A 24,590-nucleotide genomic window follows, 5' to 3' on the forward strand; every position below is an offset into this window, starting at 1 on the left:
TGCCGGAAGGCGTTGAGATGGTAATGCCAGGTGACAACATTCAGATGACTGTCACCCTGATCAAGACCATCGCAATGGAAGACGGTCTGCGCTTCGCCATCCGTGAAGGCGGTCGTACCGTCGGCGCCGGCGTCGTAGCCAAAATCATCGAGTAATCACTCGACCGATTGAAAAAACCCCCGCTTAGCGGGGGTTTTTTTTATTGGGTTGACACTAAATAGGGGCGTCTATAGAATCACGCCTCCTTTTAGCGGGCGTAGTGCGTCCGTTGGGAACAGCCTGGAGTCTGAAATCCAATGCAAAATCAGCAAATCCGTATCAGGTTGAAGGCTTTCGACCATCGCCTGATCGACCAATCCACCCAGGAAATCGTGGAAACCGCGAAACGTACTGGTGCACAAGTGCGTGGTCCAATTCCACTGCCTACCCGCAAAGAGCGTTTCACCGTTCTGGTCTCCCCGCACGTCAACAAAGACGCGCGTGACCAGTACGAGATTCGCACTCATAAGCGCGTTCTGGACATCGTCCAGCCAACGGATAAAACCGTTGATGCGCTGATGAAGCTTGATCTCGCGGCAGGTGTGGAAGTGCAGATCAGCCTCGGCTAAGACTTCGGTCTGAGTCGTGTAACGCTCTGAAATGGGCGGCCATAGCGGGTGAAAGCCCCGTACACTCATGAGGTTTACAACATGACTATTGGTGTAGTCGGTCGCAAGTGCGGTATGACCCGCATTTTCACCGAAGAAGGTGTCTCCATTCCGGTCACGGTCATTGAGATCGAGCCGAATCGCGTCACCCAGTTCAAAACTGAAGAAACCGATGGCTACCGTGCAGTGCAAGTCACTGTCGGCGAGCGTCGTGCTTCGCGTGTGACTGCCGCTCAGGCAGGTCACTTCGCCAAGGCTAACGTTGCCGCTGGTCGCGGTGTTTGGGAGTTCCGTCTTGAAGAAGGCGATTTCCAGGCTGGCGATCTGATCAAAGCTGAACTCTTCACTGCAGGCCAGCTGGTAGACGTAACCGGTCAGTCCAAAGGTAAAGGCTTCGCCGGTACCATCAAGCGTTGGAACTTCCGTGGTCAGGATAACACCCACGGTAACTCCGTATCGCACCGTGTCCCTGGCTCCATCGGCCAGTGCCAGACTCCTGGTCGTGTATTCAAGGGCAAGAAGATGTCCGGTCACATGGGCGCTGAGCGCGTGACTGTACAGTCCCTGGAAGTAGTACGCGTAGACGCTGAACGCAACCTGCTGCTGATCAAGGGTGCCGTTCCAGGCGCTACTGGCGGCGACGTGGTTGTGCGTCCGGCTGTCAAGGCTCGCGGTTAAGGGGAAACTGACATGCAACTCAATGTAAATGACGCTCAGGCGATCGAAGTTTCCGAACTGACTTTCGGTGGCGAATTCAACGAGACGCTGGTACACCAAGCAGTCGTGGCCTACATGGCCGGCGGCCGTCAGGGCACCAAGCAGCAGAAGACCCGCTCTGACGTAGCCGGTGGCGGTAAGCGCCCATGGCGTCAGAAGGGTACTGGCCGTGCTCGTGCCGGTACCACTCGTGGTCCGATCTGGCGTGGCGGTGGTGTAACCTTCGCAGCTCGCCCTCAGGATCACTCGCAGAAGCTCAACAAGAAGATGTATCGCGCAGCCCTGCGCTCCATCCTCGCCGAGCTGGTGCGTAGCGATCGTCTGGTTGTGGTTCAGGACTTCGCTGTTGAAGCGCCGAAAACCAAAGACCTGCTGAACAAGCTGAACGGCATGGGCCTGAACGACGTACTGATCGTTTCGGACGCAGTTGATCAGAATCTGTACCTGGCTGCTCGTAACCTGCCGCACGTCGACGTACGTGACGTTCAAGGTTCCGACCCGGTCAGCCTGATCGCCTACGAGAAAGTGTTGATCACTGTCTCGGCCGTGAAGAAATTCGAGGAGCTGCTGGGATGAACCAGGAACGCGTATTCAAAGTCCTCCTTGGCCCGCACGTTTCCGAGAAGGCTACCGTTCTGGCTGAGAAGAAAGGCCAGTTCGTATTCAAGGTTGCTACCGATGCAACCAAGCTGGAAATCAAGAAAGCTGTCGAAGGCCTGTTCAACGTAAAAGTTGAAAACGTGTCGACTGTCAACGTTCTGGGTAAAACCAAGCGTACCGCACGTGGTCTGGGCAAGCGTAATGACTGGAAGAAGGCGATCGTCTCCCTTCAGCCAGGCCAAGATCTCGATTTCAGCAGCAGTGCTGAGTAAGGAAGGGGTGCATCATGGCAATCGTTAAATGCAAACCGACTTCCCCTGGCCGCCGTTTCGTGGTCAAGGTGGTCAACAAGGAGCTGCACAAAGGCGCTCCTCACGCACCGCTGCTCGAGAAGAAATCGAAGTCTGGTGGTCGTAACAACAATGGCCGCATTACCACTCGTCACGTTGGTGGTGGTCACAAGCAGCATTACCGTCTGGTCGACTTCCGTCGCAACGACAAAGATGGCATTCCAGCCACTGTCGAGCGCGTCGAATACGACCCGAACCGTACTGCTCACATCGCCCTGCTGTGCTACGCAGACGGTGAGCGTCGCTACATCATCGCCCCTAAAGGCGTGAGTGCTGGCGACCAGCTGATCGCAGGTGCCCTGGCCCCAATCAAGGCCGGTAACTCCCTGCAACTGCGCAACATCCCAGTAGGTAGCACCGTTCACGGCATCGAACTGAAGCCGGGTAAAGGTGCGCAAATTGCTCGTTCCGCTGGTGCTTCGGCTCAGCTGATCGCGCGTGAAGGTGCATACGTGACTCTGCGTCTGCGCTCTGGTGAGATGCGTAAAGTACTGGCTGAGTGCCGTGCGACCCTGGGCGAAGTCTCGAACTCCGAGCACAGCCTGCGTTCGCTGGGTAAAGCAGGTGCTAAACGCTGGCGCGGCGTTCGCCCGACCGTTCGTGGTGTTGCCATGAACCCGGTTGACCACCCACATGGTGGTGGTGAAGGTCGTACCTCCGGTGGTCGTCATCCGGTATCGCCATGGGGCTTCCCAACCAAGGGTGCGAAGACCCGTGGTAATAAGCGTACCGACAACATGATCGTCCGTCGTCGCAAGTAACTAGAGGGATACGACAGTGCCACGTTCTCTGAAAAAAGGTCCTTTTATCGATCTTCACCTGCTGAAGAAGGTCGAAGTGGCGGTGGAGAAGAATGATCGCAAGCCAGTGAAAACCTGGTCGCGCCGTTCGATGATCCTGCCACAAATGGTCGGTCTGACCATCGCGGTACACAACGGTCGCCAACACGTCCCAGTTCTCGTGAACGAAGACATGGTCGGCCACAAACTGGGCGAGTTCGCCGGTACCCGCACCTATCGCGGGCACGTGGCTGACAAGAAAGCCAAGCGTTAAGGGGTAAGGAAATGGAAGTAGCCGCTAAGTTGTCGGGCGCTCGAATCTCCGCCCAGAAAGCCCGCTTGGTCGCCGACCAGATCCGCGGGAAGAAGGTGGGCGAAGCGCTCAACCTGTTGGCCTTCAGCAGCAAAAAAGCCGCTGAAATCATGAAGAAAGTCCTCGAGTCGGCCGTTGCCAACGCCGAACACAACGAAGGCGCAGACGTTGATGACCTGAAGGTCAGCACCGTTTTCGTCAACGAAGGGCGTTCGCTGAAGCGCATCATGCCGCGTGCCAAAGGCCGCGCTGATCGCATCGTCAAGCGGTCTTGCCATATCACTGTCAAGGTTGCGGACAAGTAACGGAGTCGATCAGATGGGTCAGAAAGTACATCCCACTGGCATTCGCCTGGGAATCGTCAAGGAGCACACCTCCGTCTGGTACGCAGACGGTGCTACTTACGCAGATTACCTGTTGAAGGATCTGAAAACGCGTGAGTACCTCCAAGACAAACTAAAAAGCGCGTCCGTAAGCCGTATCGATATTCATCGTCCGGCTCAAACTGCACGCATCACCATCCACACCGCTCGTCCCGGTATCGTTATCGGCAAGAAGGGTGAGGATGTCGAGAAGCTGCGTCAGGACCTGACCAAGCAGATGGGTGTGCCTGTGCACATCAACATCGAAGAGATCCGCAAGCCGGAACTCGACGCCATGCTGGTTGCGCAAAGCGTTGCCCAGCAGCTGGAGCGCCGCGTTATGTTCCGTCGCGCCATGAAGCGCGCCGTACAGAACGCCATGCGTATTGGTGCCAAGGGCATCAAGATCCAGGTGAGCGGTCGTCTTGGCGGTGCCGAGATCGCCCGTACCGAGTGGTATCGCGAAGGTCGTGTGCCTCTGCACACCCTGCGTGCCGATATCGACTACAACACCTACGAAGCTCACACCACCTACGGTGTGATCGGTGTCAAGGTTTGGATCTTCAAAGGCGAAGTGATTGGTGGTCGCCAGGAAGAGCTGAAGCCGCAAGCACCAGCGCCTCGTAAAAAAGCTGCTAAGTAAGGGGTACGCCAAATGTTGCAACCAAAGCGTACAAAATTCCGCAAGCAGATGACCGGCCACAACCGTGGTCTGGCACTGCGCGGTAGCAAGGTCAGCTTCGGCGAGTTCGCTCTGAAAGCTGTCGCTCGCGGTCGCCTCACCGCTCGCCAGATCGAGTCGGCACGTCGTGCCCTGACCCGTCACGTAAAACGTGGCGGCAAGATCTGGATCCGTGTATTCCCGGACAAGCCGGTTACCAAGAAGCCTCTCGAGGTTCGTATGGGTAAAGGTAAGGGTTCCGTGGAGTACTGGGTTGCCCAGATCCAGCCAGGCAAAGTCCTGTACGAGATCGAGGGTGTTTCTGAAGAGCTGGCGCGCGAAGCTTTCGCCCTGGCTGCTGCAAAGCTGCCTCTCGCCACCTCCTTTGTTAAGCGGACGGTGATGTGATGAAAGCGAATGAACTTCGTGAAAAATCGGCACAGCAACTGAATGAGCAACTGCTCGGCTTGCTGCGCGACCAGTTCAATCTGCGTATGCAGAAAGCAACTGGCCAGTTGGGGCAGTCGCACCTGCTCTCGCAAGTTAAGCGTGACATCGCTCGCGTGAAAACTGTGCTCAACCAGCAGGCAGGTAAGTGATCATGGCTGAAGCTGAAAAAACCGTCCGTACGCTGACTGGCCGTGTCGTCAGCGACAAAATGGACAAGACCATCACCGTTCTGATCGAGCGTCGCGTAAAGCACCCGATCTACGGTAAATACGTTAAGCGTTCGACTAAGCTGCACGCGCACGACGAAACCAATCAGTGCAAGATCGGCGACAAGGTTTCGATCACCGAAACTCGTCCGCTGGCCAAGACCAAGTCCTGGGCACTGGTTGAAGTCCTCGAACGCGCTGTTGAAGTCTAAGGGCTAGGGGTCGGAGAAATTTTATGATTCAGACTCAATCCATGCTCGATGTGGCCGATAACAGCGGCGCTCGTCGCGTCATGTGCATCAAGGTGCTCGGCGGTTCGCACCGCCGTTACGCTGGCATCGGTGACATCATCAAAGTTACCGTCAAGGAAGCGATTCCTCGCGGTAAGGTCAAGAAAGGCCAGGTGATGACCGCTGTTGTCGTCCGTACCCGTCACGGTGTACGTCGCGCTGACGGTTCCATCATTCGTTTCGACGGCAACGCTGCTGTTCTGCTGAACAACAAGCAAGAGCCGATCGGTACCCGCATCTTCGGGCCAGTGACCCGTGAACTTCGTAACGAGAAGTTCATGAAGATCGTCTCGCTCGCCCCTGAAGTGCTGTAAGGAGATCCGACATGCAAAAGATTCGTCGTGACGACGAGATCATCGTGATCGCCGGCAAAGACAAGGGTAAGCGCGGTAAGGTGCTGAAGGTTCTCGCTGATGACCGTCTGGTCATCGGTGGTGTCAACCTGGTCAAGCGTCATACCAAGCCGAACCCGATGGCAGGCGTTCAGGGCGGTATCGTCGAGAAAGAAGCGCCTCTGCACGCTTCCAACGTTGCCATCTTCAATGGCGAAACCAACAAGGCTGACCGCGTTGGTTTCAAAGTAGAAGACGGTAAGAAAATTCGTGTCTTCAAGTCGACCCAAAAAGCGGTTGATGCTTGAACACTGCTAGGTAGAAGACCATGGCACGACTGAAAGAGATGTACCGGAACGAAATCGCTCCCAAGCTTAAGGAAGAACTTAAGCTGTCGAACGTGATGGAAGTTCCGCGCGTTACCAAGATCACCCTGAACATGGGTCTGGGCGAAGCGATCGGCGACAAGAAAGTCATCGAGCACGCAGTTGCCGACCTGGAAAAGATCACCGGTCAAAAGCCGGTCGTGACTTTCGCTCGTAAATCCATCGCGGGCTTCAAAGTCCGTGAAGGCTGGCCGATCGGCGTCAAGGTGACCCTGCGTAGCGACAAGATGTACGAATTCCTGGACCGCCTGCTGGCGATCTCCCTGCCTCGGGTTCGCGACTTCCGCGGCCTGAATGCCAAGTCCTTCGATGGCCGTGGCAACTACAGCATGGGCGTGAAAGAGCAGATCATCTTCCCGGAAATCGACTACGACAAGATCGATGCTCTGCGCGGTTTGGACATCACCCTGACCACCACTGCTCGTTCGGACGACGAAGGCCGCGCTCTGCTGCGTGCATTCAAGTTCCCGTTCCGCAACTGATTGGAGTAGGAAAATGGCCAAGAAGAGCATGAAAAACCGCGAGCTGAAGCGTCAGCTCACGGTAGCCAAGTACGCCAAAAAGCGTGCCGAGCTGAAAGCGACCATCGTCAACCTGAACGCCTCTCCAGAAGAGCGTTTCGCTGCCGTTGTCGCTCTGCAGAAGCAGCCTCGTGATGCCAGCGCCTCGCGCCTGCGCAACCGTTGCCGCCTGACCGGTCGTCCTCACGGTGTTTACCGTAAGTTCGGCCTGGGCCGTAACATGCTGCGTCAAGCTGCAATGCGCGGTGACGTACCAGGTCTGGTCAAGGCCTCCTGGTAATAGCTGCAGGTGTGATCCCGGCGTAGGGGGGAGCAATCTTCCGACCGCCGGTGACATCGCCAACAAACAAGCCCCCTCGTGGGGCTTGTTTCGTTTCTGTCTTGTGTCTAGAATGACCGGCTCACCTGAGCCTGGGTTTTTTGCCCGGGGCGGTCAGGTGGTTGTGATAGCCGCAAGGCTAATAATTCTTGTATCAGGAGCATCTAGCCCATGAGTATGCAGGACCCGTTAGCGGACATGCTAACTCGCATCCGTAATGCCCAGATGGCTGAAAAGTCCGTCGTAAGCATGCCTTCCTCCACTCTGAAGGTCGCGGTTGCCAAAGTTCTGAAGGACGAAGGTTACATCGCTGGCTACCAGGTCAGTGGCGAAGTCAAGCCTTCCCTGTCGATCGAACTGAAGTACTTCGAAGGCCGTCCGGTCATCGAGGAACTGAAGCGCTCCAGCCGTCCAGGCCTGCGCCAGTACAAGTCCGTCTCTGACCTGCCGAAAGTACGTGGCGGTCTCGGCGTGTCTATCGTCTCCACCAACAAAGGTGTGATGACTGATCGCGCTGCGCGCGCTGCCGGTGTCGGTGGCGAAGTTCTGTGCACAGTGTTCTAAGGGGAGATAGGCATGTCTCGCGTCGCTAAGAACCCCGTTAAGCTGCCATCCGGTGTCGAAGTCAAATTCGCCGGCCAGCAGCTTTCGGTGAAGGGTGCCAAGGGCACTCTCGAACTGAACGTTCACTCGTCTGTTGAAGTTACCGAAGAGTCTGGCGAGCTGCGCTTCGTCGCTCGCAACGGTGACCAGCAAGCTCGCGCCATGGCCGGTACCACCCGTGCTCTGGTGAACAACATGGTCCAGGGCGTAAGCCAAGGCTTCGAGCGCAAGCTCCAGCTGGTCGGTGTTGGTTACAAGGCACAGGCCAAGGGCACCATCCTGAACCTGGCTCTGGGCTTCTCGCATCCAGTGGACTACGAACTGCCAGCCGGTATCACCGCTGAAACCCCAAGCCAGACCGACATCCTGATCAAGGGTATCGACAAGCAGCTGGTGGGTCAGGTGGCCGCTGAAATCCGCGATTTCCGTCCGCCAGAGCCTTACAAAGGCAAGGGTGTGCGTTACGCGGACGAAGTAGTCCGTCGTAAAGAAGCCAAGAAGAAGTAGGGCCTAGCAAATGACCGACAAAAAAGTTATTCGACTGCGTCGCGCTCGCAAAGCACGCCTGAAAATGCACGAGCTCGAAGCCGTGCGTCTGTGCGTGTTCCGCTCCTCGCAGCACATCTATGCCCAGGTCATTTCGGCCGACGGCAGCAAGGTTCTGGCAAGCGCCTCGACCTTGGACAAAGAACTGCGTGATGGCGCCACCGGCAACATCGACGCGGCCACTAAGGTTGGCAAGCTGGTAGCTGAGCGTGCGAAAGCCGCCGGTGTATCTCAAGTTGCCTTTGACCGTTCCGGCTTCAAGTACCATGGTCGCGTCAAGGCGCTGGCCGATGCTGCTCGTGAAGGCGGACTGGAGTTCTAAGTTATGGCAAATAACGATCAAAAGCGCGACGAAGGCTACATCGAGAAGCTGGTTCAAGTTAACCGCGTTGCTAAAACCGTTAAAGGCGGCCGTATCTTCACCTTCACCGCGCTGACCGTGGTAGGTGATGGCAAAGGTCGCGTCGGCTTCGGCCGTGGCAAATCGCGCGAAGTACCTGCCGCGATCCAGAAAGCCATGGAAGCTGCCCGTCGCAACATGATCCAGGTTGACCTGAAGGGCACCACCCTGCAGTACGCCACCAAGGCTGCCCACGGCGCCTCGAAGGTTTACATGCAGCCTGCTTCGGAAGGTACCGGTATCATCGCCGGCGGCGCAATGCGTGCTGTCCTGGAAGTTGCTGGTGTCCAGAACGTTCTGGCCAAGTGCTACGGTTCGACCAACCCAGTGAACGTGGTTTACGCCACCTTCAAGGGTCTGAAAGCCATGCAATCTCCTGAGTCCATTGCTGCCAAGCGCGGCAAGAGTGTTGAGGAGATCTTCTGATCATGGCAACCGTAAAAGTAACGCTGATCAAGAGCACCGCCGGCCGTCTGCCTAACCACATCCTGTGCGTTAAAGGCCTGGGTCTGCGTCGCATCGGTCACACTGTAGAAGTCCAGGATACTCCCGAGAATCGCGGGATGATCAACAAGGCTTACTACATGCTGCGCGTCGAGGGTTAATCGATGAAACTCAATGATCTGAGTCCAGCGCCGGGTTCCCGTCGCGAGAAGCATCGTCCGGGTCGTGGTATCGGTAGCGGTTTGGGCAAGACTGGTGGCCGCGGTCACAAAGGTCAGACCTCCCGTTCCGGTGGCACCATCGCTCCGGGCTTCGAAGGCGGTCAACAGCCGCTGCACCGTCGTCTGCCGAAGTTCGGCTTCGTTTCCCTGAAAGCCATGGACCGCGCTGAAGTGCGTCTGTCCGAGCTGGCCAAGGTGGAAGGCGACGTGATCTCCGTACAGTCCCTGAAAGACGCCAACGTGATTGGCCAGCATGTACAGCGTGTGAAAATCATGCTGTCCGGCGAAGTCACTCGCGCAGTCACTATCAAGGGCATCGCCGTCACCAAAGGTGCGCGTGCGGCTATCGAAGCAGCTGGCGGCAAGTTCGAGGAATAAATGGCTAAGCAAGGTGCTCTCTCTTCGCTCGGTAAGGGCGGGATGTCGGAACTCTGGGCTCGTCTGCGCTTTCTGTTCATGGCGATCATCGTCTATCGGATCGGCGCACATATCCCGGTGCCTGGCATCAATCCAGACCGTCTGGCGGATCTGTTTCGACAGAATGAGGGGACCATTCTTAGCTTGTTCAACATGTTTTCCGGTGGTGCGCTGGAGCGCATGAGCATCTTTGCACTGGGGATCATGCCGTACATCTCGGCATCGATCATCATGCAGCTCATGACCGCAGTCAGCCCTCAACTGGAGCAGTTGAAGAAGGAAGGTGAAGCTGGCCGTCGCAAGATCAGCCAGTACACCCGCTACGGCACCGTTATCCTGGCGCTGGTTCAAGCCATTGGCATGTCCATTGGCCTGGCCAACCAGGGCGTGGCGTTTTCTGCAGGCCTGGGCTTCCATGTCGTTGCCGTCTCCACTTTCGTGGCTGGCGCAATGTTCATGATGTGGCTCGGCGAGCAGATCACCGAGCGCGGTGTGGGCAACGGTATCTCGATGTTGATCTTCGCAGGTATCGTTGCCGGTCTTCCGAGAGCAATCGGGCAGTCTTTCGAGTCTGCGCGCACAGGCGATATCAACATCTTCGCCCTGGTCGCTATCGGTTTGCTTGCAGTAGCGATTATCGGTTTCGTGGTGTTCATTGAGCGTGGTCAGCGTCGTATCGCCGTTCACTACGCCAAGCGTCAGCAGGGCCGCAAGGTCTTCGCTGCGCAGACCAGCCACTTGCCGCTGAAAGTGAACATGGCGGGCGTCATTCCTGCCATTTTCGCGAGCAGCATCTTGCTGTTCCCGGCTTCGCTGGGTGCCTGGTTCGGTCAGTCCGAAGGTATGGGCTGGCTGCAGGACATCTCGCAGTCGATCGCTCCTGGTCAGCCGTTGAACATTCTGCTGTTTAGTGCAGGGATCATCTTCTTCTGCTTCTTCTACACAGCGTTGATGTTCAACCCGAAAGACGTAGCGGAAAACCTGAAGAAGTCCGGTGCCTTTATTCCGGGTATCCGTCCTGGTGAGCAGTCGGCGCGCTACATTGATGGCGTTCTGACTCGTCTGACCATGTTCGGTGCTCTTTACATGATGGCCGTCTGCCTTCTGCCCCAGTTCCTGGTGGTGGCAGCAAACGTGCCGTTCTACCTTGGCGGGACCTCGTTGCTGATTGTGGTAGTGGTTGTGATGGACTTCATGTCCCAAGTACAATCGCACCTCGTTTCGCACCAGTACGAATCCCTGATGAAGAAAGCCAACCTGAAAGGCTACGGTGGCAGCGGCCTGCTGCGCTGATAGACCCCTAAGGTTCGAGGAGTCGGTAATGAAAGTTCGTGCATCGGTGAAAAAGCTGTGCCGCAACTGCAAGATCATTCGTCGCGAAGGTATCGTGCGCGTGATCTGCAGCGCGGAACCGCGTCACAAGCAGCGCCAAGGCTGAGTGTGATCTGCGCTTCAAACCCAGCAGCTAGTGTGCTGCTGGGTTGATTATTCGTTTCTACAGCGATATTATCTCGCGCCCTATTTCTTGGCTTCCGGGGCGTAGGTAGCTGTCAATTGGAGTCCCACTGAATGGCCCGTATTGCAGGCGTCAACATTCCAGATAACAAGCATACTGTTATCTCGCTGACCTACATCTATGGTGTCGGTCGCACAACTGCACAGAAAATCTGTGCAGACGCTGGTGTAAATCCAGCCGCTAAGATCAAGGATCTGAGCGACGAGCAAATCGAAACCCTGCGTGGCGAAGTTGCGAAGTTCACCACCGAAGGTGACCTGCGTCGTGACATCAACATGAAGATCAAGCGCTTGATGGACCTGGGTTGCTACCGCGGCCTGCGTCATCGTAAAGGTCTGCCGGTTCGCGGTCAGCGCACCAAGACCAACGCACGCACCCGTAAGGGCCCGCGTAAGCCGATCCGCAAGTAATCGCCCAGGAATATAGACATGGCAAAACCTGCTGCTCGTCCTCGTAAAAAAGTCAAAAAGACAGTGGTTGATGGCATCGCCCACATCCATGCGTCTTTCAACAACACCATCGTGACCATCACCGACCGTCAGGGCAATGCTTTGTCCTGGGCGACCTCCGGTGGTTCGGGTTTCCGTGGTTCGCGCAAATCCACCCCGTTCGCAGCCCAGATCGCTGCTGAGCGTGCTGGTCAAGCTGCGCTGGAATACGGTCTGAAGAACCTCGACGTCAACGTCAAGGGTCCAGGTCCAGGTCGTGAGTCCGCCGTTCGTGCACTGAACAGCTGCGGCTACAAGATCGCCAGCATCACCGACGTGACGCCAATCCCGCATAACGGGTGCCGTCCGCCGAAGAAGCGTCGCGTGTAATCAGGAGACAGATAAATGGCACGTTACATTGGTCCAAAATGCAAACTGTCTCGCCGTGAAGGCACTGACCTGTTCCTGAAGAGCGGCGTTCGCGCTCTGGAATCGAAGTGCAACATCGAAGCAGCCCCAGGTATCCACGGCCAGCGCCGTGGCCGTCAGTCCGACTACGGTACCCAGCTGCGCGAGAAACAAAAAGTCCGCCGTATCTACGGTGTCCTGGAGCGCCAGTTCCGCGGTTACTACCAAGTCGCAGCCTCGAAAAAAGGCGCTACTGGTGAGAACCTGCTGCAACTGCTGGAATGCCGCCTGGACAACGTCGTTTACCGTATGGGCTTCGGTTCGACTCGTTCCGAATCCCGTCAGCTGGTTTCGCACAAAGCGATCAGCGTCAACGGCAAGACCGTAAACATTCCATCCTACCAAGTTCGTCCGGGTGACGTGGTCGCGGTTCGTGAGAAGTCGCTGAACCAGCTGCGCATTGTTCAAGCCCTTGAACTGTGCGCCCAGCGTGGCCGCGTTGAGTGGGTAGACGTTGATTCCGCTAAAAAGTCGGGCGTTTTCAAGAACGTTCCTGCTCGCAGCGATCTGTCCGCCGACATCAACGAAAACCTGATTGTCGAGCTCTACTCCAAGTAAGGGCTAGAAAATAGGTGCATCCATGCAGATTTCGGTAAATGAGTTCCTGACTCCCCGTCACATCGACGTACAGGTAGTCAGTCCAACCCGCGCCAAGATCACGCTCGAGCCTCTCGAGCGTGGTTTCGGCCATACCCTGGGCAACGCGCTGCGTCGCATCCTGTTGTCCTCCATGCCTGGCTGTGCAGTAGTCGAGGCCGAGATCGATGGCGTACTCCATGAGTACTCCGCGATCGAAGGTGTACAGGAAGACGTCATTGAAATCCTGTTGAACCTCAAAGGCCTGGCGATCAAGCTGCACGGTCGTGACGAAGTTACGCTGACCTTGTCGAAAAAGGGTTCGGGGGTGGTTACCGCTGCCGATATTCAGCTGGATCACGATGTCGAGATCGTCAATCCCGATCACGTAATCGCGAACCTGGCGTCCAACGGCGCCCTGAACATGAAGCTCACCGTAGCTCGTGGTCGCGGTTACGAGCCGGCCGATTCCCGTCAGACTGACGAAGATGAAAGCCGCAGCATTGGCCGTCTTCAGCTGGACGCTTCGTTCAGCCCGGTGCGTCGTATCGCCTACGTGGTCGAGAACGCCCGTGTTGAACAGCGTACCAACCTGGACAAGCTGGTCATCGATCTGGAAACCAACGGCACCCTGGACCCTGAAGAGGCCATTCGTCGTGCCGCGACCATCCTGCAACAGCAGCTGGCCGCGTTCGTCGACCTCAAAGGTGACAGCGAGCCGGTCGTGGTCGAGCAGGAAGACGAGATCGATCCGATCCTGCTGCGCCCGGTTGACGACCTGGAACTGACTGTACGTTCGGCCAACTGCCTCAAGGCGGAGAACATCTACTACATCGGCGACCTGATTCAGCGTACCGAAGTAGAGCTGTTGAAGACTCCTAACCTGGGCAAGAAGTCCCTGACTGAAATCAAGGACGTCCTGGCCTCCCGTGGTCTGTCTCTCGGCATGCGCCTCGACAACTGGCCGCCTGCAAGTCTTAAGAAAGACGACAAGGCGACTGCCTGATCGTCGTAATCACCGAACGTAGTGTTTGGTAAGGAATGAATCATGCGTCATCGTAAAAGTGGACGTCACCTGAGCCGTACCAGCTCTCACCGCAAGGCTATGTTCCAGAACATGGCAGTGTCGTTGATCGAGCACGAGCTGATCAAAACCACCCTGCCGAAAGCCAAGGAACTGCGCCGCGTTGCCGAGCCGCTGATCACCCTGGCCAAGGAAGATAGCGTCGCCAACCGTCGTCTGGCTTTCGACCGTACCCGTTCGAAATCCGCTGTTGGCAAGCTGTTCAACGACCTGGGCAAGCGTTACGCCACCCGTCAGGGCGGCTACCTGCGCATCCTGAAGTGCGGTTTCCGCGCTGGCGACAACGCGCCTATGGCGTACGTCGAGCTGGTTGATCGTCCGGTCGGTGGTGCTGTAGAAGCTGCCGAGTAAGACGTTCCGTCTGCTACAAGAAACCGGGCCTAGTGCCCGGTTTTTTGTGTTTACATGAATTGTAAAAAACTATCGATATAAGCGTATCTATAAATTAGATCTTGTCATGTTGCCCATCCATACTTGCTCTCAAGCCGATTAGCCGGCGTTTCGAGACCGATAAGGAGAGCCCATGAGCAAGATTCTTACTACCGCCAGCGGTGCACCTGTAGCCGATAACCAGAATTCCCGTTCGGCAGGCCCGCGCGGCCCGTTGCTGCTCGACGACTTCCATCTGATCGAGAAGCTGGCCCACTTCAACCGCGAGAACATCCCTGAGCGCCGCGTGCACGCCAAGGGCTCGGGCGCTTACGGCACCTTCACCGTTACTCGAGACATCACCCAATACACCAGCGCCCGCCTGTTCGAGAGCATTGGCAAGCAGACCGAAACCTTCCTGCGCTTCTCCACGGTCGGCGGCGAGCGTGGTTCGGCCGACACCGAGCGTGACCCGCGCGGTTTTGCCGTCAAGTTTTACACCGAGGAAGGTAACTGGGACATCGTCGGCAACAACACGCCCGTGTTCTTCATTCGCGACCCGCTGAAGTTCCCGGACTTTATCCACACCCAGAAGCGTCACCCGCAGACCAACCTGAAGAACGCCCGAATGATGTGGGACTTCTGGTCGCATTCGCCCGAGGCGCTGCACCAGGTCACCATCCTGTTCTCTGACCGTGGTATTCCGGACGGCTACCGCCACATGCACGGTTTCGGCAGCCATACCTACAGTCTGCTGAGTGCGGATGGCCAGCGTACCTGGGTCAAGTGGCACTTCAAGACCCAGCAAGGCATCAAGAATCTGGCCCCGGCCGATGCGGCACGTATCGCCGGTACCGATCCGGATTACGCACAACGTGACCTGTTCGAAGCGATCGATCGCGGCGACTACCCACGCTGGACCGTCTGCATCCAGGTGATGAGTGAAGAAGAGGCAGCCAACCGCGCCGAAAATCCCTTCGACGTCACCAAGACCTGGTCGCAGAAGGACTACCCGCTGATCGAGGTGGGTGTGCTTGAACTCAATCGCAACCCGCTCAACTACTTCGCCGAAGTCGAGCAGGCCGCGTTCGGGCCGAGCAATATGGTGCCAGGTGTTGGCCTGTCTCCAGACCGCATGCTGCAGGGGCGCGTATTTGCCTACGCCGATGCTCACCGCTACCGCATTGGCACCAACCACCAGCATTTGCCGGTGAACGCGCCACGTAGCCCGGTGCACAGCTACCAACGCGATGGTGCGATGACCATGGGCAGCTACGGCAGCGCTCCGAACTACGAGCCGAACAGCTACGCCGATGCGCCCAAGCAGTCGCCCCGTCACGCCGAGCCTGCGCTGGCCCTCAAGGGGGCGGCGGATCGTTACGACCACCGCGAAGACAATGACTACTACAGCCACGCTGGTGCGCTGTTCCGCCTGATGAACGCCGAGCAGCAAGCGCTGTTGATCGACAACATTGCCGGCACCCTGAAAGGCGTCAGCGACGATGTGGTGCAGCGTCAGTTGCAGCACTTCTTCAAGGCAGATCCCGCTTACGGCGAGGGGATTGCCAAGGCCTTGGGCATCAAGCTCGCCTAAGTCGAAGTGATAAGGAGAACCGCCCTCATTTGGGCGGTTTTTCAATGAAAATCACTACGGTTTGCCCGCTTTTTTCACACAAATTGCGCATTTTTCAGTGACCTTGAAGAAATCATGGTTCACACTATCTCCCTATCAAGCTTTCACTCAGGGAGAATCAGGGCGATGCAAGGTCACCCGGACGTAATCGATTACCTCAACACGTTGCTGACGGGCGAACTGGCGGCACGTGACCAATACTTCATCCACTCGCGCATGTACGAAGACTGGGGCCTGGCCAAGCTCTACGAACGTATCAACCACGAGATGGAAGAAGAGGCGCAGCACGCCGATGCCCTGATTCGCCGCATTCTCATGCTCGAAGGCACCCCGCGCATGCGCCCGGATGACCTCGACGTGGGCACCACCGTGCCGGACATGATTGCTGCCGACCTGCGCCTTGAGTACAAGGTCCGCGCCGCATTGTGCAAAGGCATCGAGTTGTGCGAGCTGCACAAGGACTACATCAGCCGCGATATCCTGCGCGCGCAACTGGCCGACACCGAGGAAGATCACACCTACTGGCTGGAGAAGCAGCAGGGCCTGATCAAATCCATCGGGCTGCAGAACTACCTGCAATCGCAGATGTAACGTCCCTGCAGAGGGCACGCATATAGAGAAAAGCCCCTGGCATTTGCATGTCAGGGGCTTTTTTCGTCAGGCCCGATCGCGTTCCAGCAAGGGCTTGAGGTAATGCCCGGTATACGACTGCTTCATCTTGGCCAGTTCCTCGGGCGTGCCGCTGGCAATGATCTGGCCTCCCTTCGAGCCACCTTCCGGCCCCAGGTCCACCAGCCAGTCGGCGGTCTTGATCACGTCCAGGTTGTGCTCGATCACCACCACCGTGTTGCCGTGGTCGCGCAGGCGATGCAGCACGTCCAGCAGTTGCTGGATGTCGGCGAAGTGCAGGCCGGTGGTTGGCTCATCCAGGATGTAGAGGGTCTTGCCGGTATCGCGCTTGGACAGCTCGCGCGACAGCTTCACCCGCTGCGCCTCGCCGCCCGAAAGCGTCGTCGCCGATTGCCCCAGCTTGATGTACGAAAGGCCCACGTCCATCAGCGTCTGCAGCTTGCGCGCCAACGCCGGGACCGCGTCGAAGAACTCGCGGGCGTCCTCGATGGTCATTTCCAGGACCTCGTGGATGTTCTTGCCCTTGTACTTGATCTCCAGGGTTTCGCGGTTGTAGCGCTTGCTCTTGCACACATCACACGGCACGTAGATATCCGGCAGGAAGTGCATTTCCACCTTGATCAGGCCATCGCCCTGGCACGCTTCGCAGCGCCCGCCCTTGACGTTGAACGAGAAGCGCCCCGGGCCATAACCTCGCGAGCGCGACTCGGGCACGCCAGCGAACAGTTCGCGGATCGGAGTGAAGATCCCGGTGTAGGTGGCCGGGTTCGAGCGCGGTGTGCGGCCGATCGGGCTCTGGTCGATGTCGACTACCTTGTCCAGGTGTTGCAGGCCGTCCATGCTGGTGTGCGCTGCTGCTTCCAGGCTGCTGGCACCATTGAGCGCGGTGGCGGCCAAGGGGAACAGGGTGTTGTTGATCAGTGTCGATTTGCCCGAGCCGGACACACCGGTGACGCAGGTCAGCAGGCCGATCGGCACTTCAAGGTCGACGTTCTGCAGGTTGTTGCCGCGCGCGCCCTTGAGCTTGAGCGACAGCTTCTTGTTGCGAGGCGTGCGTTTGGCCGGCACGGCGATCTTCTTGCGGCCTGACAGGTACATGCCGGTCACCGAGTCGGGGTGCGCCATGACTTCCTGCGGCGAGCCTTCGGCGACGATCTGTCCACCATGCACCCCGGCGCCCGGGCCGATGTCGACGACATAGTCGGCCAGGCGAATGGCGTCCTCGTCGTGCTCTACCACGATCACCGTGTTGCCCAGGTCGCGCAGGTGGTTGAGGGTGGCCAGCAAGCGGTCGTTGTCACGTTGGTGCAGGCCGATCGACGGCTCGTCGAGGATGTACATCACCCCCACCAGGCCGGCGCCAATCTGGCTGGCCAGACGGATCCGCTGGGCCTCGCCGCCCGAAAGGGTTTCGGCGCTGCGGTCGAGGGTGAGGTAGTCCAGGCCGACGTTGACCAGGAACTGCAGGCGCTCGCAGATTTCCTTGAGGATCTTCGCTGCAATCTCTCCGCGCCGACCGCTCAGCGTCAGGGTGGCGAAGTACTCGCTGGCATCGCCGATCGGCAGGTTGGTCACGGCCGGCAGGGTTTTTTCGCCCACCCATACATGGCGTGCTTCGCGGCGCAGACGGGTGCCGCGGCAGTCCGGGCACGGTTGGGTGCCAAGGAACTTGGCCAGCTCCTCGCGCACAGTCGCCGACTCCGTCTCGCGGTAGCGCCGCTCCAGGTTCGGCACGATGCCTTCGAAGGGGTGCGAGCGCTTGACGATGTCGCCGCGGTCGTTGAGGTACTTGAAGTCGACGCTTTGCTTGCCGCTGCCCTGCAGGATCACCTTCTGGTGATCGGTCGAGAGCTGGCCGAACGGCTCGTCGAGGCTGAAGCCGTAATGCGCCGCCAGCGAGCCGAGCATCTGGAAGTAGTAGACGTTGCGTCGGTCCCAGCCACGGATCGCGCCTTCGGCCAGGGTCAGCTCGTTGTTGACCAGGCGCTTGGTGTCGAAGTATTGCTTCACGCCCAGGCCGTCGCAGGTCGGGCAGGCGCCAGCCGGGTTGTTGAAGGAGAACAGCTTGGGTTCGAGCTCGCTGATCGCATGGCCGCAGACTGGGCAGGCGAAGCGCGCGGAGAAGATCATGTCCTCGGCGCTTTCGTCATCCATCTGCGCCACCAGGGCGATACCGTCGGCCAGCTTGAGGGCGGTCTCGAAGGATTCGGCCAGGCGCTGCTGAAGGTCGTTGCGCACCTTGAAGCGATCGACCACCACATCGATGCTGTGCTTCCTCTGCTTGTCGAGCTTGGGCAACTCGTCGAGTTCGTACAACTTGCCGTTGACCCGCGCACGAACGAAGCCCTGGGCGCGCAGCTCATCGAACACCGCCAGGTGCTCACCCTTGCGCTCGCGCACCACGGGTGCCAGCAGCATCAGCTTGCTGCCTTCGGGTTGCTCGAGCACCAGGTCGACCATCTGGCTGATCGTTTGCGCTTCCAGCGGAATGTCGTGGTCCGGGCAGCGTGGCGTACCGACGCGGGCATAGAGCAGGCGCAGGTAATCGTAGATTTCGGTGATGGTGCCAACGGTCGAACGCGGGTTGTGCGAGGTCGACTTCTGCTCGATGGAGATCGCCGGTGACAGGCCTTCGATGGTGTCGACATCGGGCTTTTCCATCATCGACAAAAATTGCCGGGCATAGGCCGACAGCGACTCCACATAGCGGCGTTGGCCTTCGGCGTAGAGTGTGTCGAAGGCCAGGGACGACTTGCCGGAACCGGACAGACCGGTGATCACGATCAGTTTGTCCCGGGGCAGGGTCAGGTCGATGTTCTTCAGGTTGTGGGTACGTGCCCCACGGATCAGGATCTTGTCCACTACGGCCTCGCTTGGCGGGCATAAACAAGGAAGTATACGGCGCGCTGCCACTACGCGGCAAAGCGTCGCGTAGATGCCGTCTAGCCGTCGGACTGATAGAATCGCCGCCGGTTCACACGAGGTTTATCCATGCACGACACCCACAACGAGCGCATGAGTGGCAGCGAAACCCGCGCCGCAGGCGGCCTTGCCCTGGTCTTTGCCTTTCGTATGCTGGGCATGTTCATGGTCCTGCCTGTGCTGGCCACCTATGGCATGGACCTCGCCGGTGCCACGCCCGCGCTGATCGGCCTGGCCATTGGCGCCTACGGCCTGACGCAAGCCGTGCTGCAGATTCCGTTCGGGGTGATTTCCGACCGCATCGGTCGCCGTCCGGTGATCTACCTGGGCCTGGTGATCTTCGCCCTTGGCAGCTTGCTGGCGGCCCAGGCCGATTCGATCTGGGGCGTGATCGCCGGACGCATCCTGCAGGGCGCGGGGGCGATTTCCGCAGCGGTCATGGCCTTGCTCTCCGACCTCACCCGTGAGCAGCATCGCACCAAGGCCATGGCCATGATCGGCATGAGCATCGGCCTGTCGTTCGCGGTGGCGATGGTGATAGGGCCGCTGCTGACAAGCGCCTTCGGGTTGTCGGGATTGTTCCTCGCCACTGCAGGACTTGCCGTGGTCGGCATCGCCCTGATCGCCTTCGTCGTGCCCAGTGCGCACAGTGCGCTGCAGCACCGCGAGTCTGGTGTCGCACGCCAGGCGCTCGGCCCGACCCTGCGTAATCCGGACCTTCTGCGCCTGGACCTGAGCATTTTCATCCTCCATGCGATCCTCATGGCGAGCTTCGTGGCATTGCCGCTGGCGTTCGTCGAGCGTGGCGGCCTGCCCAAGGAAGAGCACTGGTGGGTATACCTGACCGCGTTGCTCATCTCATTTTTTGCAATGGTGCCGTTCATCATCTACGGCGAAAAGAAGCGCAAGATGAAACGCGTGTTGGTTGGTGCGGTCATTGTGCTGCTGCTGATCGAGGTGTTCTTCTGGCAATGGGCTGACAACTTGCGCGGACTGGTGACCGGCACCGTGATATTCTTTACCGCCTTCAACCTGCTGGAGGCATCCTTGCCTTCGCTGGTCAGCAAGGTGTCGCCCGCCGGCGGCAAGGGAACGGCCATGGGGGTCTACTCCACGAGCCAGTTCCTGGGTGCCGCGCTGGGAGGAATCATCGGTGGCTGGTTGTACCAGCACGGTGGCCTGGGCATGGTGTTCCTGGGATGTGCTGTACTGTGTGGTATCTGGCTGGTATCTGCCCTGGGCATGAACGAACCGCCGTACGTCACCAGCCTGCGCATGCCGCTGACACCGGAGGCGGTTCGGGAAGCCGGATTGACCGAGCGCCTGATGGCTGTGCCGGGTGTGACCGACGCCGTGGTGGTGGCAGAAGAAGCCGCCATCTATATCAAACTGGATACGAAAATTTTGGACCGTGCGACCCTCGAGCGTCTGGTGAACCCAGCCCCGACGGCGTGCGAAGCCTAGGAGAACGTTATGGCCCGTGGGGTTAACAAAGTCATTCTGGTTGGTACTTGCGGCCAGGATCCCGAAGTCCGCTACCTGCCCAACGGTAACGCCGTGACCAACCTGAGCCTGGCCACCAGCGAGCAGTGGACCGACAAGCAGTCGGGGCAGAAGGTCGAGCGCACCGAATGGCACCGTGTCTCGCTGTTCGGCAAGGTTGCCGAGATCGCTGGCGAGTACCTGCGCAAGGGTTCGCAGTGCTACATCGAGGGCAAGCTGCAGACCCGCGAGTGGGAAAAGGACGGCATCAAGCGCTACACCACCGAGATCATCGTCGACATGCAGGGCACCATGCAGCTGCTCGGCGGTCGTCCGCAGGGGCAGGGCGGTGATCAGTACAACCAGGGTGGCGGCAACTACAACCAGGGTGGTGGCCAGCAGCAACAGTACAACCAGGCACCACGCCAGCAGGCGCCGCGTCCGCAGCAGGCGCAACAGCGTCCAGCGCCGCAGCAGCCAGCTCCGCAGCCTGCCGCTGATTTCGACAGCTTCGATGACGATATTCCGTTCTGAGTCGTAACTGAGCCTTTACGTGTAAAGCTGTCACCTGAAACCCCCGCCTTGCGGGGGTTTTTCATTTTCGCGCGGCATGCGCCTGGTTTCCTTTGCCCACTCTTCTGCCGCCCTCATGTGGGGCGTTACGCACCCAATGTGGTCATTGGTAGCACTGCCCTCGCTGTGCTCGTCTTGATGCTGCGCTCGCGCCAGCACGCATCCTGTTGATTCAACTCATATTCGAATGGCTGTGGGATTTCCCTTCTCGGCTGTGGCACACTTTCTGCCGTCTATTCCGTTGTTGCAAACAACGTTCCGGTATAGCGGAATAAACAATATCTGGGAGTGCCCGTCATGCAGCGTCGACTTTCCTTGTTTACAGCGTGTGCTTTTCTCTTTGCGGCTTCAGCTTCGCTCGCGGGCATTGCCCAGGCGGCGGACAGCAAGCTCGACAGCGTGTTGAAGCGTGGCCACCTCATCGTGGGCACAGGCAGCACCAACGCGCCATGGCACTTCCAGGGCGCGGATGGCAAGTTGCAGGGTTTCGATATCGACATCGGGCGGATGGTCGCCAAGGGGCTGTTCAATGACCCGGAGAAGGTCGAGTTCGTGGTGCAGTCGTCTGACGCCCGGATTCCCAATCTGTTGACCGACAAGGTCGACATGAGCTGCCAGTTCATCACCGTCACCGCCAGCCGCGCGCAGCAAGTGGCATTCACTCTGCCGTATTACCGCGAAGGCGTCGGCCTGCTGCTGCCGGCCAACAGCAAGTACAAGGAGATCGAAGATCTGAAGGCGGCGGGTGACAGCGTCACCGTGGCGGTGCTGCAGAACGTCTACGCCGAGGAGCTGGTGCACCAGGCGCTGCCCAAGGCCAAGGTCGACCAATACGACAGCGTTGACCTGATGTACCAGGCCGTGAACTCCGGTCGGGCCGACACCGCTGCCACCGACCAGTCGTCGGTCAAGTACCTGATGGTGCAGAACCCCGGTCGCTATCGCAGCCCGGCCTATGCCTGGAGCCCGCAGACCTACGCCTGTGCAGTCAAGCGCGGCGACCAGGACTGGCTGAATTTCGTCAATACCGTCCTGCACGAAGCCATGACCGGTGTCGAATTCCCGACCTACGCAGCGTCGTTCAAGCAGTGGTTTGGTGTCGAGCTGCCTAGCCCGGCCATTGGTTTCCCCGTCGAATTCAAATGACTCCGCAAGAGCGGGGCGCCTCTGTCGCACCCCGCTCCAGGTACTGCTGACCATGAACTATCAGTTGAACTTTGCTGCCGTGTGGCGCGATTTCGACACCTTGCTGGCGGGGCTCGGTCTGGGGCTCGAGCTGGCGCTGGTGTCGATCGCCATCGGCTGCGTGATCGGCCTGTTGATGGCGTTTGCCTTGCTCTCGAAGCACCGCGCATTGCGGGTGTTGGCATCGGTGTACGTGACGGTGATCCGCAACACGCCGATTCTCGTGCTGATCCTGTTGATCTACTTTGCGCTGCCAGGGTTGGGGATCCGCCTGGACAAGATTCCCTCGTTCATCATCACCCTGTCGCTGTATGCCGGGGCGTACCTGACCGAAGTGTTTCGTGGCGGTCTGCTGAGCATTCCCAAGGGCCTGCGCGAGGCGGGGCTGGCCATTGGCCTCGGCGAGTGGCAGATCAAGGCGTACATCACGGTGCCAGTGATGTTGCGCAACGTGCTGCCTGCCTTGTCGAACAACTTCATTTCGCTGTTCAAGGACACCTCGCTGGCGGCGGCGATCGCCGTGCCTGAGCTGACCTATTACGCGCGCAAGATCAATGTCGAGAGCTACCGGGTGATTGAAACCTGGCTGGTGACCACAGCGCTCTATGTCGCGGCCTGCTACCTCATCGCCCTGCTGCTGCGTTACCTCGAGCAGCGTCTGGCGATTCGTCGATAGGAGGGCCCTCATGTACGAGTCCCCAAGCTGGTTGCATGAATTGTGGAGCGCCCGCGAAGCCCTGTGGTCAGGCTTTCTGACCAGTGTGCAGTGTTCCATCCTGGCGATTTTGCTCGGCACCCTGATCGGTGTCGTTGCCGGGCTGGTGCTGACCTACGGCAGGTTCTGGGCGCGCGCACCGTTTCGTTTCTACGTCGACCTGATTCGCGGCACGCCGGTGTTCGTGCTGGTGCTGGCCTGTTTCTACATGGCGCCGGCGCTGGGTTGGCAGATCAACGCGTTCCAGGCCGGGGTGCTGGGGCTGACGCTGTTCTGCGGCTCTCACGTCGCCGAGATCGTGCGCGGTGCGTTGCAAGCGCTGCCACGTGGGCAGATGGAAGCGAGCAAGGCCATCGGTCTGACGTTCTATCAGGCGCTGGGCTACGTGTTGTTGCCTCAGGCCATGCGGCAGATGTTGCCGACCTGGGTCAACTCATCGACCGAAATAGTCAAGGCCTCGACCTTGCTCTCGGTGATCGGTGTGGCCGAGTTGCTGCTGAGTACCCAGCAGATCATCGCCCGGACCTTCATGACCCTGGAGTTCTACCTGTTCGCCGGTTTTCTCTTTTTCATCATCAACTACGCCATCGAATTACTCGGCCGGCATATTGAAAAGCGGGTGGCCTTGCCATGACTCACGTTGCAGCTTCTACCCAGAACACCAGCCAGGCCCTGCTCGAGATTCGCGGCCTGCACAAACAGTACGGTCAGCTCGAAGTGCTCAAGGGCGTCGACCTGACGATGCAGCGCGGCAACGTGGTCACGCTGATTGGCTCCAGCGGCTCGGGCAAGACCACGCTGTTGCGCTGCGTGAACATGCTCGAAGAGTTCCAGGGCGGGCGGATCCTGCTCGAGGGTGAGTCCATCGGATACCACGAGGTCAACGGCAAGCGCGTGCGCCACTCGGAAAACGTCATCGCCCGGCATCGGGCCATGACCGGCATGGCGTTCCAGCAGTTCAACCTGTTTCCGCACCTGACCGCTTTGCAGAACGTCACCCTGGGGCTGCTCAAGGTGAAAAAGCTGCACAAGGACGAGGCCGTGGTGCTGGCGGAAAAATGGCTGGAGCGCGTAGGCCTGCTGGCGCGCCGCGATCATTTTCCCGGCCAGCTCTCTGGCGGGCAGCAACAGCGCGTGGCGATCGCCCGGGCGATTGCGATGAAGCCGAGCCTGATGCTGTTCGACGAAGTCACCTCGGCCCTCGACCCGGAGCTGGTGGGCGAAGTGTTGAGCGTCATCAAAGGGCTGGCCGAGGACGGCATGACCATGTTGCTGGTGACCCACGAGATGCGCTTTGCCTTTGAAGTCTCGGACACCATCGTTTTCATGAACCAGGGGCGTATCGAAGAGCAGGGGCCTCCCAAAGATCTTTTCGAGCGCCCGCAGTCTCCGCGCTTGGCGGAATTTCTCAAAAGCACCCGCTTTTAACAGTCAATTTGCAACCA

At 58.7% G+C, this 24,590-nt stretch carries 38 protein-coding genes; 37 read left to right on the plus strand and 1 reads right to left on the minus strand.

Annotated features, from left to right (window positions below; all coding sequences use genetic code 11):
- The 31 genes from ACPZMI_RS24100 to bfr all read left to right on the plus strand — a co-directional run.
- A partial coding sequence (locus ACPZMI_RS24100; protein WP_445648534.1) for an EF-Tu C-terminal domain-related protein occupies positions 1-155 on the plus strand: 155 nt, incomplete at its 5' end.
- A gap of 141 nt (positions 156-296) precedes the next feature.
- Entirely contained in the window at positions 297-608 is a 312-nt protein-coding gene (gene rpsJ / locus ACPZMI_RS24105; protein ID WP_003186070.1) for a 30S ribosomal protein S10, read from the plus strand.
- An 81-nt stretch (positions 609-689) separates the two neighbouring features.
- Positions 690-1,325, plus strand: a complete 636-nt coding sequence (rplC, locus tag ACPZMI_RS24110) for a 50S ribosomal protein L3 (RefSeq protein ID WP_054893562.1) — start codon at positions 690-692, stop codon at positions 1,323-1,325.
- A gap of 12 nt (positions 1,326-1,337) precedes the next feature.
- Positions 1,338-1,940, plus strand: a complete 603-nt coding sequence (gene rplD / locus ACPZMI_RS24115) for a 50S ribosomal protein L4 (RefSeq protein WP_008089819.1) — start codon at positions 1,338-1,340, stop codon at positions 1,938-1,940.
- Positions 1,937-2,236 (plus strand): 50S ribosomal protein L23, encoded by a 300-nt coding sequence (rplW, locus tag ACPZMI_RS24120; protein WP_003255484.1) that lies wholly within the window; start codon positions 1,937-1,939, stop codon positions 2,234-2,236. Before rplD ends, rplW begins: the two co-directional genes overlap by 4 nt.
- 14 nt (positions 2,237-2,250) lie before the next feature.
- On the plus strand, positions 2,251-3,075 hold the full coding sequence (gene rplB, locus ACPZMI_RS24125; RefSeq protein ID WP_186670248.1) for a 50S ribosomal protein L2: 825 nt from the start codon (positions 2,251-2,253) through the stop codon (positions 3,073-3,075).
- Positions 3,076-3,091: 16 nt separating this feature from the next.
- Complete coding sequence (rpsS, locus tag ACPZMI_RS24130; protein ID WP_003255482.1) at positions 3,092-3,367, plus strand: 30S ribosomal protein S19; 276 nt, start codon at positions 3,092-3,094, stop codon at positions 3,365-3,367.
- 11 nt (positions 3,368-3,378) lie between these two features.
- Positions 3,379-3,711 (plus strand): 50S ribosomal protein L22, encoded by a 333-nt coding sequence (rplV, locus tag ACPZMI_RS24135; RefSeq protein ID WP_003103908.1) that lies wholly within the window; start codon positions 3,379-3,381, stop codon positions 3,709-3,711.
- A 13-nt stretch (positions 3,712-3,724) separates the two neighbouring features.
- A complete protein-coding gene (rpsC, locus tag ACPZMI_RS24140) occupies positions 3,725-4,411 on the plus strand; it encodes a 30S ribosomal protein S3 (RefSeq protein ID WP_003255481.1) in 687 nt (228 codons plus the stop codon).
- Between the two features lie 12 nt (positions 4,412-4,423).
- Positions 4,424-4,837 carry a 50S ribosomal protein L16 gene (gene rplP, locus ACPZMI_RS24145; protein ID WP_009397508.1) on the plus strand — a complete coding sequence of 138 codons (414 nt, stop codon included), beginning with the start codon at positions 4,424-4,426 and terminating at the stop codon, positions 4,835-4,837.
- Positions 4,837-5,028 (plus strand): 50S ribosomal protein L29, encoded by a 192-nt coding sequence (gene rpmC / locus ACPZMI_RS24150; RefSeq protein WP_002555481.1) that lies wholly within the window; start codon positions 4,837-4,839, stop codon positions 5,026-5,028. Before rplP ends, rpmC begins: the two co-directional genes overlap by 1 nt.
- Before the next feature lie 2 nt (positions 5,029-5,030).
- Positions 5,031-5,297, plus strand: coding sequence for a 30S ribosomal protein S17 (gene rpsQ, locus ACPZMI_RS24155; protein ID WP_023534981.1), 267 nt, complete (start codon positions 5,031-5,033; stop codon positions 5,295-5,297).
- Positions 5,298-5,320: 23 nt separating this feature from the next.
- Entirely contained in the window at positions 5,321-5,689 is a 369-nt protein-coding gene (gene rplN, locus ACPZMI_RS24160; protein ID WP_011063774.1) for a 50S ribosomal protein L14, read from the plus strand.
- Between the two features lie 11 nt (positions 5,690-5,700).
- Positions 5,701-6,015: a 50S ribosomal protein L24 gene (gene rplX, locus ACPZMI_RS24165; protein WP_003255476.1), complete on the plus strand. Its 315-nt coding sequence runs from the start codon at positions 5,701-5,703 to the stop codon at positions 6,013-6,015.
- 20 nt (positions 6,016-6,035) lie between these two features.
- Positions 6,036-6,575, plus strand: a complete 540-nt coding sequence (rplE, locus tag ACPZMI_RS24170; RefSeq protein WP_186670250.1) for a 50S ribosomal protein L5 — start codon at positions 6,036-6,038, stop codon at positions 6,573-6,575.
- 13 nt (positions 6,576-6,588) lie between these two features.
- Positions 6,589-6,894, plus strand: a complete 306-nt coding sequence (gene rpsN / locus ACPZMI_RS24175) for a 30S ribosomal protein S14 (protein ID WP_013970638.1) — start codon at positions 6,589-6,591, stop codon at positions 6,892-6,894.
- A 210-nt stretch (positions 6,895-7,104) separates the two neighbouring features.
- Positions 7,105-7,497, plus strand: coding sequence for a 30S ribosomal protein S8 (gene rpsH, locus ACPZMI_RS24180; RefSeq protein WP_186670252.1), 393 nt, complete (start codon positions 7,105-7,107; stop codon positions 7,495-7,497).
- 12 nt (positions 7,498-7,509) lie between these two features.
- Positions 7,510-8,043 (plus strand): 50S ribosomal protein L6, encoded by a 534-nt coding sequence (rplF, locus tag ACPZMI_RS24185; RefSeq protein WP_027594874.1) that lies wholly within the window; start codon positions 7,510-7,512, stop codon positions 8,041-8,043.
- 10 nt (positions 8,044-8,053) lie between these two features.
- A complete protein-coding gene (gene rplR / locus ACPZMI_RS24190) occupies positions 8,054-8,404 on the plus strand; it encodes a 50S ribosomal protein L18 (RefSeq protein ID WP_023629183.1) in 351 nt (116 codons plus the stop codon).
- Positions 8,405-8,407: 3 nt separating this feature from the next.
- Positions 8,408-8,908: a 30S ribosomal protein S5 gene (rpsE, locus tag ACPZMI_RS24195; protein WP_003255465.1), complete on the plus strand. Its 501-nt coding sequence runs from the start codon at positions 8,408-8,410 to the stop codon at positions 8,906-8,908.
- A 2-nt stretch (positions 8,909-8,910) separates the two neighbouring features.
- Positions 8,911-9,087, plus strand: a complete 177-nt coding sequence (gene rpmD, locus ACPZMI_RS24200; RefSeq protein ID WP_029614570.1) for a 50S ribosomal protein L30 — start codon at positions 8,911-8,913, stop codon at positions 9,085-9,087.
- A gap of 3 nt (positions 9,088-9,090) precedes the next feature.
- A complete protein-coding gene (gene rplO / locus ACPZMI_RS24205; protein ID WP_054893563.1) occupies positions 9,091-9,525 on the plus strand; it encodes a 50S ribosomal protein L15 in 435 nt (144 codons plus the stop codon).
- Entirely contained in the window at positions 9,526-10,857 is a 1,332-nt protein-coding gene (gene secY / locus ACPZMI_RS24210; protein WP_003255459.1) for a preprotein translocase subunit SecY, read from the plus strand.
- Positions 10,858-10,885: 28 nt separating this feature from the next.
- Positions 10,886-11,002, plus strand: a complete 117-nt coding sequence (rpmJ, locus tag ACPZMI_RS24215; RefSeq protein ID WP_011531897.1) for a 50S ribosomal protein L36 — start codon at positions 10,886-10,888, stop codon at positions 11,000-11,002.
- Between the two features lie 131 nt (positions 11,003-11,133).
- Complete coding sequence (gene rpsM, locus ACPZMI_RS24220) at positions 11,134-11,490, plus strand: 30S ribosomal protein S13 (RefSeq protein ID WP_003255457.1); 357 nt, start codon at positions 11,134-11,136, stop codon at positions 11,488-11,490.
- A gap of 18 nt (positions 11,491-11,508) precedes the next feature.
- Complete coding sequence (gene rpsK, locus ACPZMI_RS24225; RefSeq protein ID WP_003255454.1) at positions 11,509-11,898, plus strand: 30S ribosomal protein S11; 390 nt, start codon at positions 11,509-11,511, stop codon at positions 11,896-11,898.
- A gap of 15 nt (positions 11,899-11,913) precedes the next feature.
- The gene (gene rpsD, locus ACPZMI_RS24230) at positions 11,914-12,534 is read left to right on the plus strand and encodes a 30S ribosomal protein S4 (protein ID WP_054893564.1); all 621 of its coding nucleotides are present in this window, start codon (positions 11,914-11,916) and stop codon (positions 12,532-12,534) included.
- 22 nt (positions 12,535-12,556) lie between these two features.
- The gene (locus ACPZMI_RS24235; RefSeq protein ID WP_003255452.1) at positions 12,557-13,558 is read left to right on the plus strand and encodes a DNA-directed RNA polymerase subunit alpha; all 1,002 of its coding nucleotides are present in this window, start codon (positions 12,557-12,559) and stop codon (positions 13,556-13,558) included.
- 42 nt (positions 13,559-13,600) lie between these two features.
- Positions 13,601-13,987 carry a 50S ribosomal protein L17 gene (rplQ, locus tag ACPZMI_RS24240; protein WP_003255451.1) on the plus strand — a complete coding sequence of 129 codons (387 nt, stop codon included), beginning with the start codon at positions 13,601-13,603 and terminating at the stop codon, positions 13,985-13,987.
- 172 nt (positions 13,988-14,159) lie between these two features.
- On the plus strand, positions 14,160-15,599 hold the full coding sequence (locus ACPZMI_RS24245) for a catalase (protein ID WP_426353208.1): 1,440 nt from the start codon (positions 14,160-14,162) through the stop codon (positions 15,597-15,599).
- Positions 15,600-15,764: 165 nt separating this feature from the next.
- Positions 15,765-16,229 (plus strand): bacterioferritin, encoded by a 465-nt coding sequence (bfr, locus tag ACPZMI_RS24250; RefSeq protein ID WP_063542481.1) that lies wholly within the window; start codon positions 15,765-15,767, stop codon positions 16,227-16,229.
- A gap of 66 nt (positions 16,230-16,295) precedes the next feature.
- Here bfr and uvrA read toward each other — a convergent pair whose 3' ends face one another.
- Complete coding sequence (gene uvrA, locus ACPZMI_RS24255) at positions 16,296-19,130, minus strand: excinuclease ABC subunit UvrA (RefSeq protein ID WP_426353209.1); 2,835 nt, start codon at positions 19,128-19,130, stop codon at positions 16,296-16,298.
- Between the two features lie 129 nt (positions 19,131-19,259).
- Between uvrA and ACPZMI_RS24260 the strand changes: the two genes are divergently transcribed.
- The 6 genes from ACPZMI_RS24260 (at position 19,260) to ACPZMI_RS24285 (ending at position 24,573) form a co-directional block, all read left to right on the plus strand.
- Complete coding sequence (locus ACPZMI_RS24260) at positions 19,260-20,654, plus strand: MFS transporter (RefSeq protein ID WP_186709491.1); 1,395 nt, start codon at positions 19,260-19,262, stop codon at positions 20,652-20,654.
- Between the two features lie 9 nt (positions 20,655-20,663).
- Positions 20,664-21,206, plus strand: a complete 543-nt coding sequence (locus ACPZMI_RS24265; protein WP_186670260.1) for a single-stranded DNA-binding protein — start codon at positions 20,664-20,666, stop codon at positions 21,204-21,206.
- Positions 21,207-21,542: 336 nt separating this feature from the next.
- Positions 21,543-22,391 (plus strand): transporter substrate-binding protein, encoded by an 849-nt coding sequence (locus ACPZMI_RS24270; RefSeq protein WP_186670262.1) that lies wholly within the window; start codon positions 21,543-21,545, stop codon positions 22,389-22,391.
- Between the two features lie 52 nt (positions 22,392-22,443).
- A complete protein-coding gene (locus tag ACPZMI_RS24275; protein WP_288377824.1) occupies positions 22,444-23,106 on the plus strand; it encodes an amino acid ABC transporter permease in 663 nt (220 codons plus the stop codon).
- Positions 23,107-23,116: 10 nt separating this feature from the next.
- Positions 23,117-23,779, plus strand: coding sequence for an amino acid ABC transporter permease (locus ACPZMI_RS24280; RefSeq protein ID WP_186670266.1), 663 nt, complete (start codon positions 23,117-23,119; stop codon positions 23,777-23,779).
- Positions 23,776-24,573, plus strand: a complete 798-nt coding sequence (locus ACPZMI_RS24285) for an amino acid ABC transporter ATP-binding protein (RefSeq protein ID WP_186670268.1) — start codon at positions 23,776-23,778, stop codon at positions 24,571-24,573. Before ACPZMI_RS24280 ends, ACPZMI_RS24285 begins: the two co-directional genes overlap by 4 nt.
- Positions 24,574-24,590: the final 17 nt, after the last annotated feature.

The sequence above is a fragment of the Pseudomonas wayambapalatensis genome (assembly GCF_049942315.1).
GTDB lineage: Bacteria > Pseudomonadota > Gammaproteobacteria > Pseudomonadales > Pseudomonadaceae > Aquipseudomonas > Aquipseudomonas wayambapalatensis.

Coding starts and splice junctions, on each gene's coding strand:
- rpsJ (WP_003186070.1), top strand. CDS start 297: ATGCAAAATCAGCAAATCCGTATCAGGTTGAAGGCTTTCGACCATCGC.
- rplC (WP_054893562.1), top strand. CDS start 690: ATGACTATTGGTGTAGTCGGTCGCAAGTGCGGTATGACCCGCATTTTC.
- rplD (WP_008089819.1), top strand. CDS start 1,338: ATGCAACTCAATGTAAATGACGCTCAGGCGATCGAAGTTTCCGAACTG.
- rplW (WP_003255484.1), top strand. CDS start 1,937: ATGAACCAGGAACGCGTATTCAAAGTCCTCCTTGGCCCGCACGTTTCC.
- rplB (WP_186670248.1), top strand. CDS start 2,251: ATGGCAATCGTTAAATGCAAACCGACTTCCCCTGGCCGCCGTTTCGTG.
- rplV (WP_003103908.1), top strand. CDS start 3,379: ATGGAAGTAGCCGCTAAGTTGTCGGGCGCTCGAATCTCCGCCCAGAAA.
- rpsC (WP_003255481.1), top strand. CDS start 3,725: ATGGGTCAGAAAGTACATCCCACTGGCATTCGCCTGGGAATCGTCAAG.
- rplP (WP_009397508.1), top strand. CDS start 4,424: ATGTTGCAACCAAAGCGTACAAAATTCCGCAAGCAGATGACCGGCCAC.
- rpmC (WP_002555481.1), top strand. CDS start 4,837: ATGAAAGCGAATGAACTTCGTGAAAAATCGGCACAGCAACTGAATGAG.
- rpsQ (WP_023534981.1), top strand. CDS start 5,031: ATGGCTGAAGCTGAAAAAACCGTCCGTACGCTGACTGGCCGTGTCGTC.
- rplN (WP_011063774.1), top strand. CDS start 5,321: ATGATTCAGACTCAATCCATGCTCGATGTGGCCGATAACAGCGGCGCT.
- rplX (WP_003255476.1), top strand. CDS start 5,701: ATGCAAAAGATTCGTCGTGACGACGAGATCATCGTGATCGCCGGCAAA.
- rplE (WP_186670250.1), top strand. CDS start 6,036: ATGGCACGACTGAAAGAGATGTACCGGAACGAAATCGCTCCCAAGCTT.
- rpsN (WP_013970638.1), top strand. CDS start 6,589: ATGGCCAAGAAGAGCATGAAAAACCGCGAGCTGAAGCGTCAGCTCACG.
- rpsH (WP_186670252.1), top strand. CDS start 7,105: ATGAGTATGCAGGACCCGTTAGCGGACATGCTAACTCGCATCCGTAAT.
- rplF (WP_027594874.1), top strand. CDS start 7,510: ATGTCTCGCGTCGCTAAGAACCCCGTTAAGCTGCCATCCGGTGTCGAA.
- rplR (WP_023629183.1), top strand. CDS start 8,054: ATGACCGACAAAAAAGTTATTCGACTGCGTCGCGCTCGCAAAGCACGC.
- rpsE (WP_003255465.1), top strand. CDS start 8,408: ATGGCAAATAACGATCAAAAGCGCGACGAAGGCTACATCGAGAAGCTG.
- rpmD (WP_029614570.1), top strand. CDS start 8,911: ATGGCAACCGTAAAAGTAACGCTGATCAAGAGCACCGCCGGCCGTCTG.
- rplO (WP_054893563.1), top strand. CDS start 9,091: ATGAAACTCAATGATCTGAGTCCAGCGCCGGGTTCCCGTCGCGAGAAG.
- secY (WP_003255459.1), top strand. CDS start 9,526: ATGGCTAAGCAAGGTGCTCTCTCTTCGCTCGGTAAGGGCGGGATGTCG.
- rpmJ (WP_011531897.1), top strand. CDS start 10,886: ATGAAAGTTCGTGCATCGGTGAAAAAGCTGTGCCGCAACTGCAAGATC.
- rpsM (WP_003255457.1), top strand. CDS start 11,134: ATGGCCCGTATTGCAGGCGTCAACATTCCAGATAACAAGCATACTGTT.
- rpsK (WP_003255454.1), top strand. CDS start 11,509: ATGGCAAAACCTGCTGCTCGTCCTCGTAAAAAAGTCAAAAAGACAGTG.
- rpsD (WP_054893564.1), top strand. CDS start 11,914: ATGGCACGTTACATTGGTCCAAAATGCAAACTGTCTCGCCGTGAAGGC.
- ACPZMI_RS24235 (WP_003255452.1), top strand. CDS start 12,557: ATGCAGATTTCGGTAAATGAGTTCCTGACTCCCCGTCACATCGACGTA.
- rplQ (WP_003255451.1), top strand. CDS start 13,601: ATGCGTCATCGTAAAAGTGGACGTCACCTGAGCCGTACCAGCTCTCAC.
- ACPZMI_RS24245 (WP_426353208.1), top strand. CDS start 14,160: ATGAGCAAGATTCTTACTACCGCCAGCGGTGCACCTGTAGCCGATAAC.
- bfr (WP_063542481.1), top strand. CDS start 15,765: ATGCAAGGTCACCCGGACGTAATCGATTACCTCAACACGTTGCTGACG.
- ACPZMI_RS24260 (WP_186709491.1), top strand. CDS start 19,260: ATGCACGACACCCACAACGAGCGCATGAGTGGCAGCGAAACCCGCGCC.
- ACPZMI_RS24265 (WP_186670260.1), top strand. CDS start 20,664: ATGGCCCGTGGGGTTAACAAAGTCATTCTGGTTGGTACTTGCGGCCAG.
- ACPZMI_RS24270 (WP_186670262.1), top strand. CDS start 21,543: ATGCAGCGTCGACTTTCCTTGTTTACAGCGTGTGCTTTTCTCTTTGCG.
- ACPZMI_RS24275 (WP_288377824.1), top strand. CDS start 22,444: ATGAACTATCAGTTGAACTTTGCTGCCGTGTGGCGCGATTTCGACACC.
- ACPZMI_RS24280 (WP_186670266.1), top strand. CDS start 23,117: ATGTACGAGTCCCCAAGCTGGTTGCATGAATTGTGGAGCGCCCGCGAA.
- ACPZMI_RS24285 (WP_186670268.1), top strand. CDS start 23,776: ATGACTCACGTTGCAGCTTCTACCCAGAACACCAGCCAGGCCCTGCTC.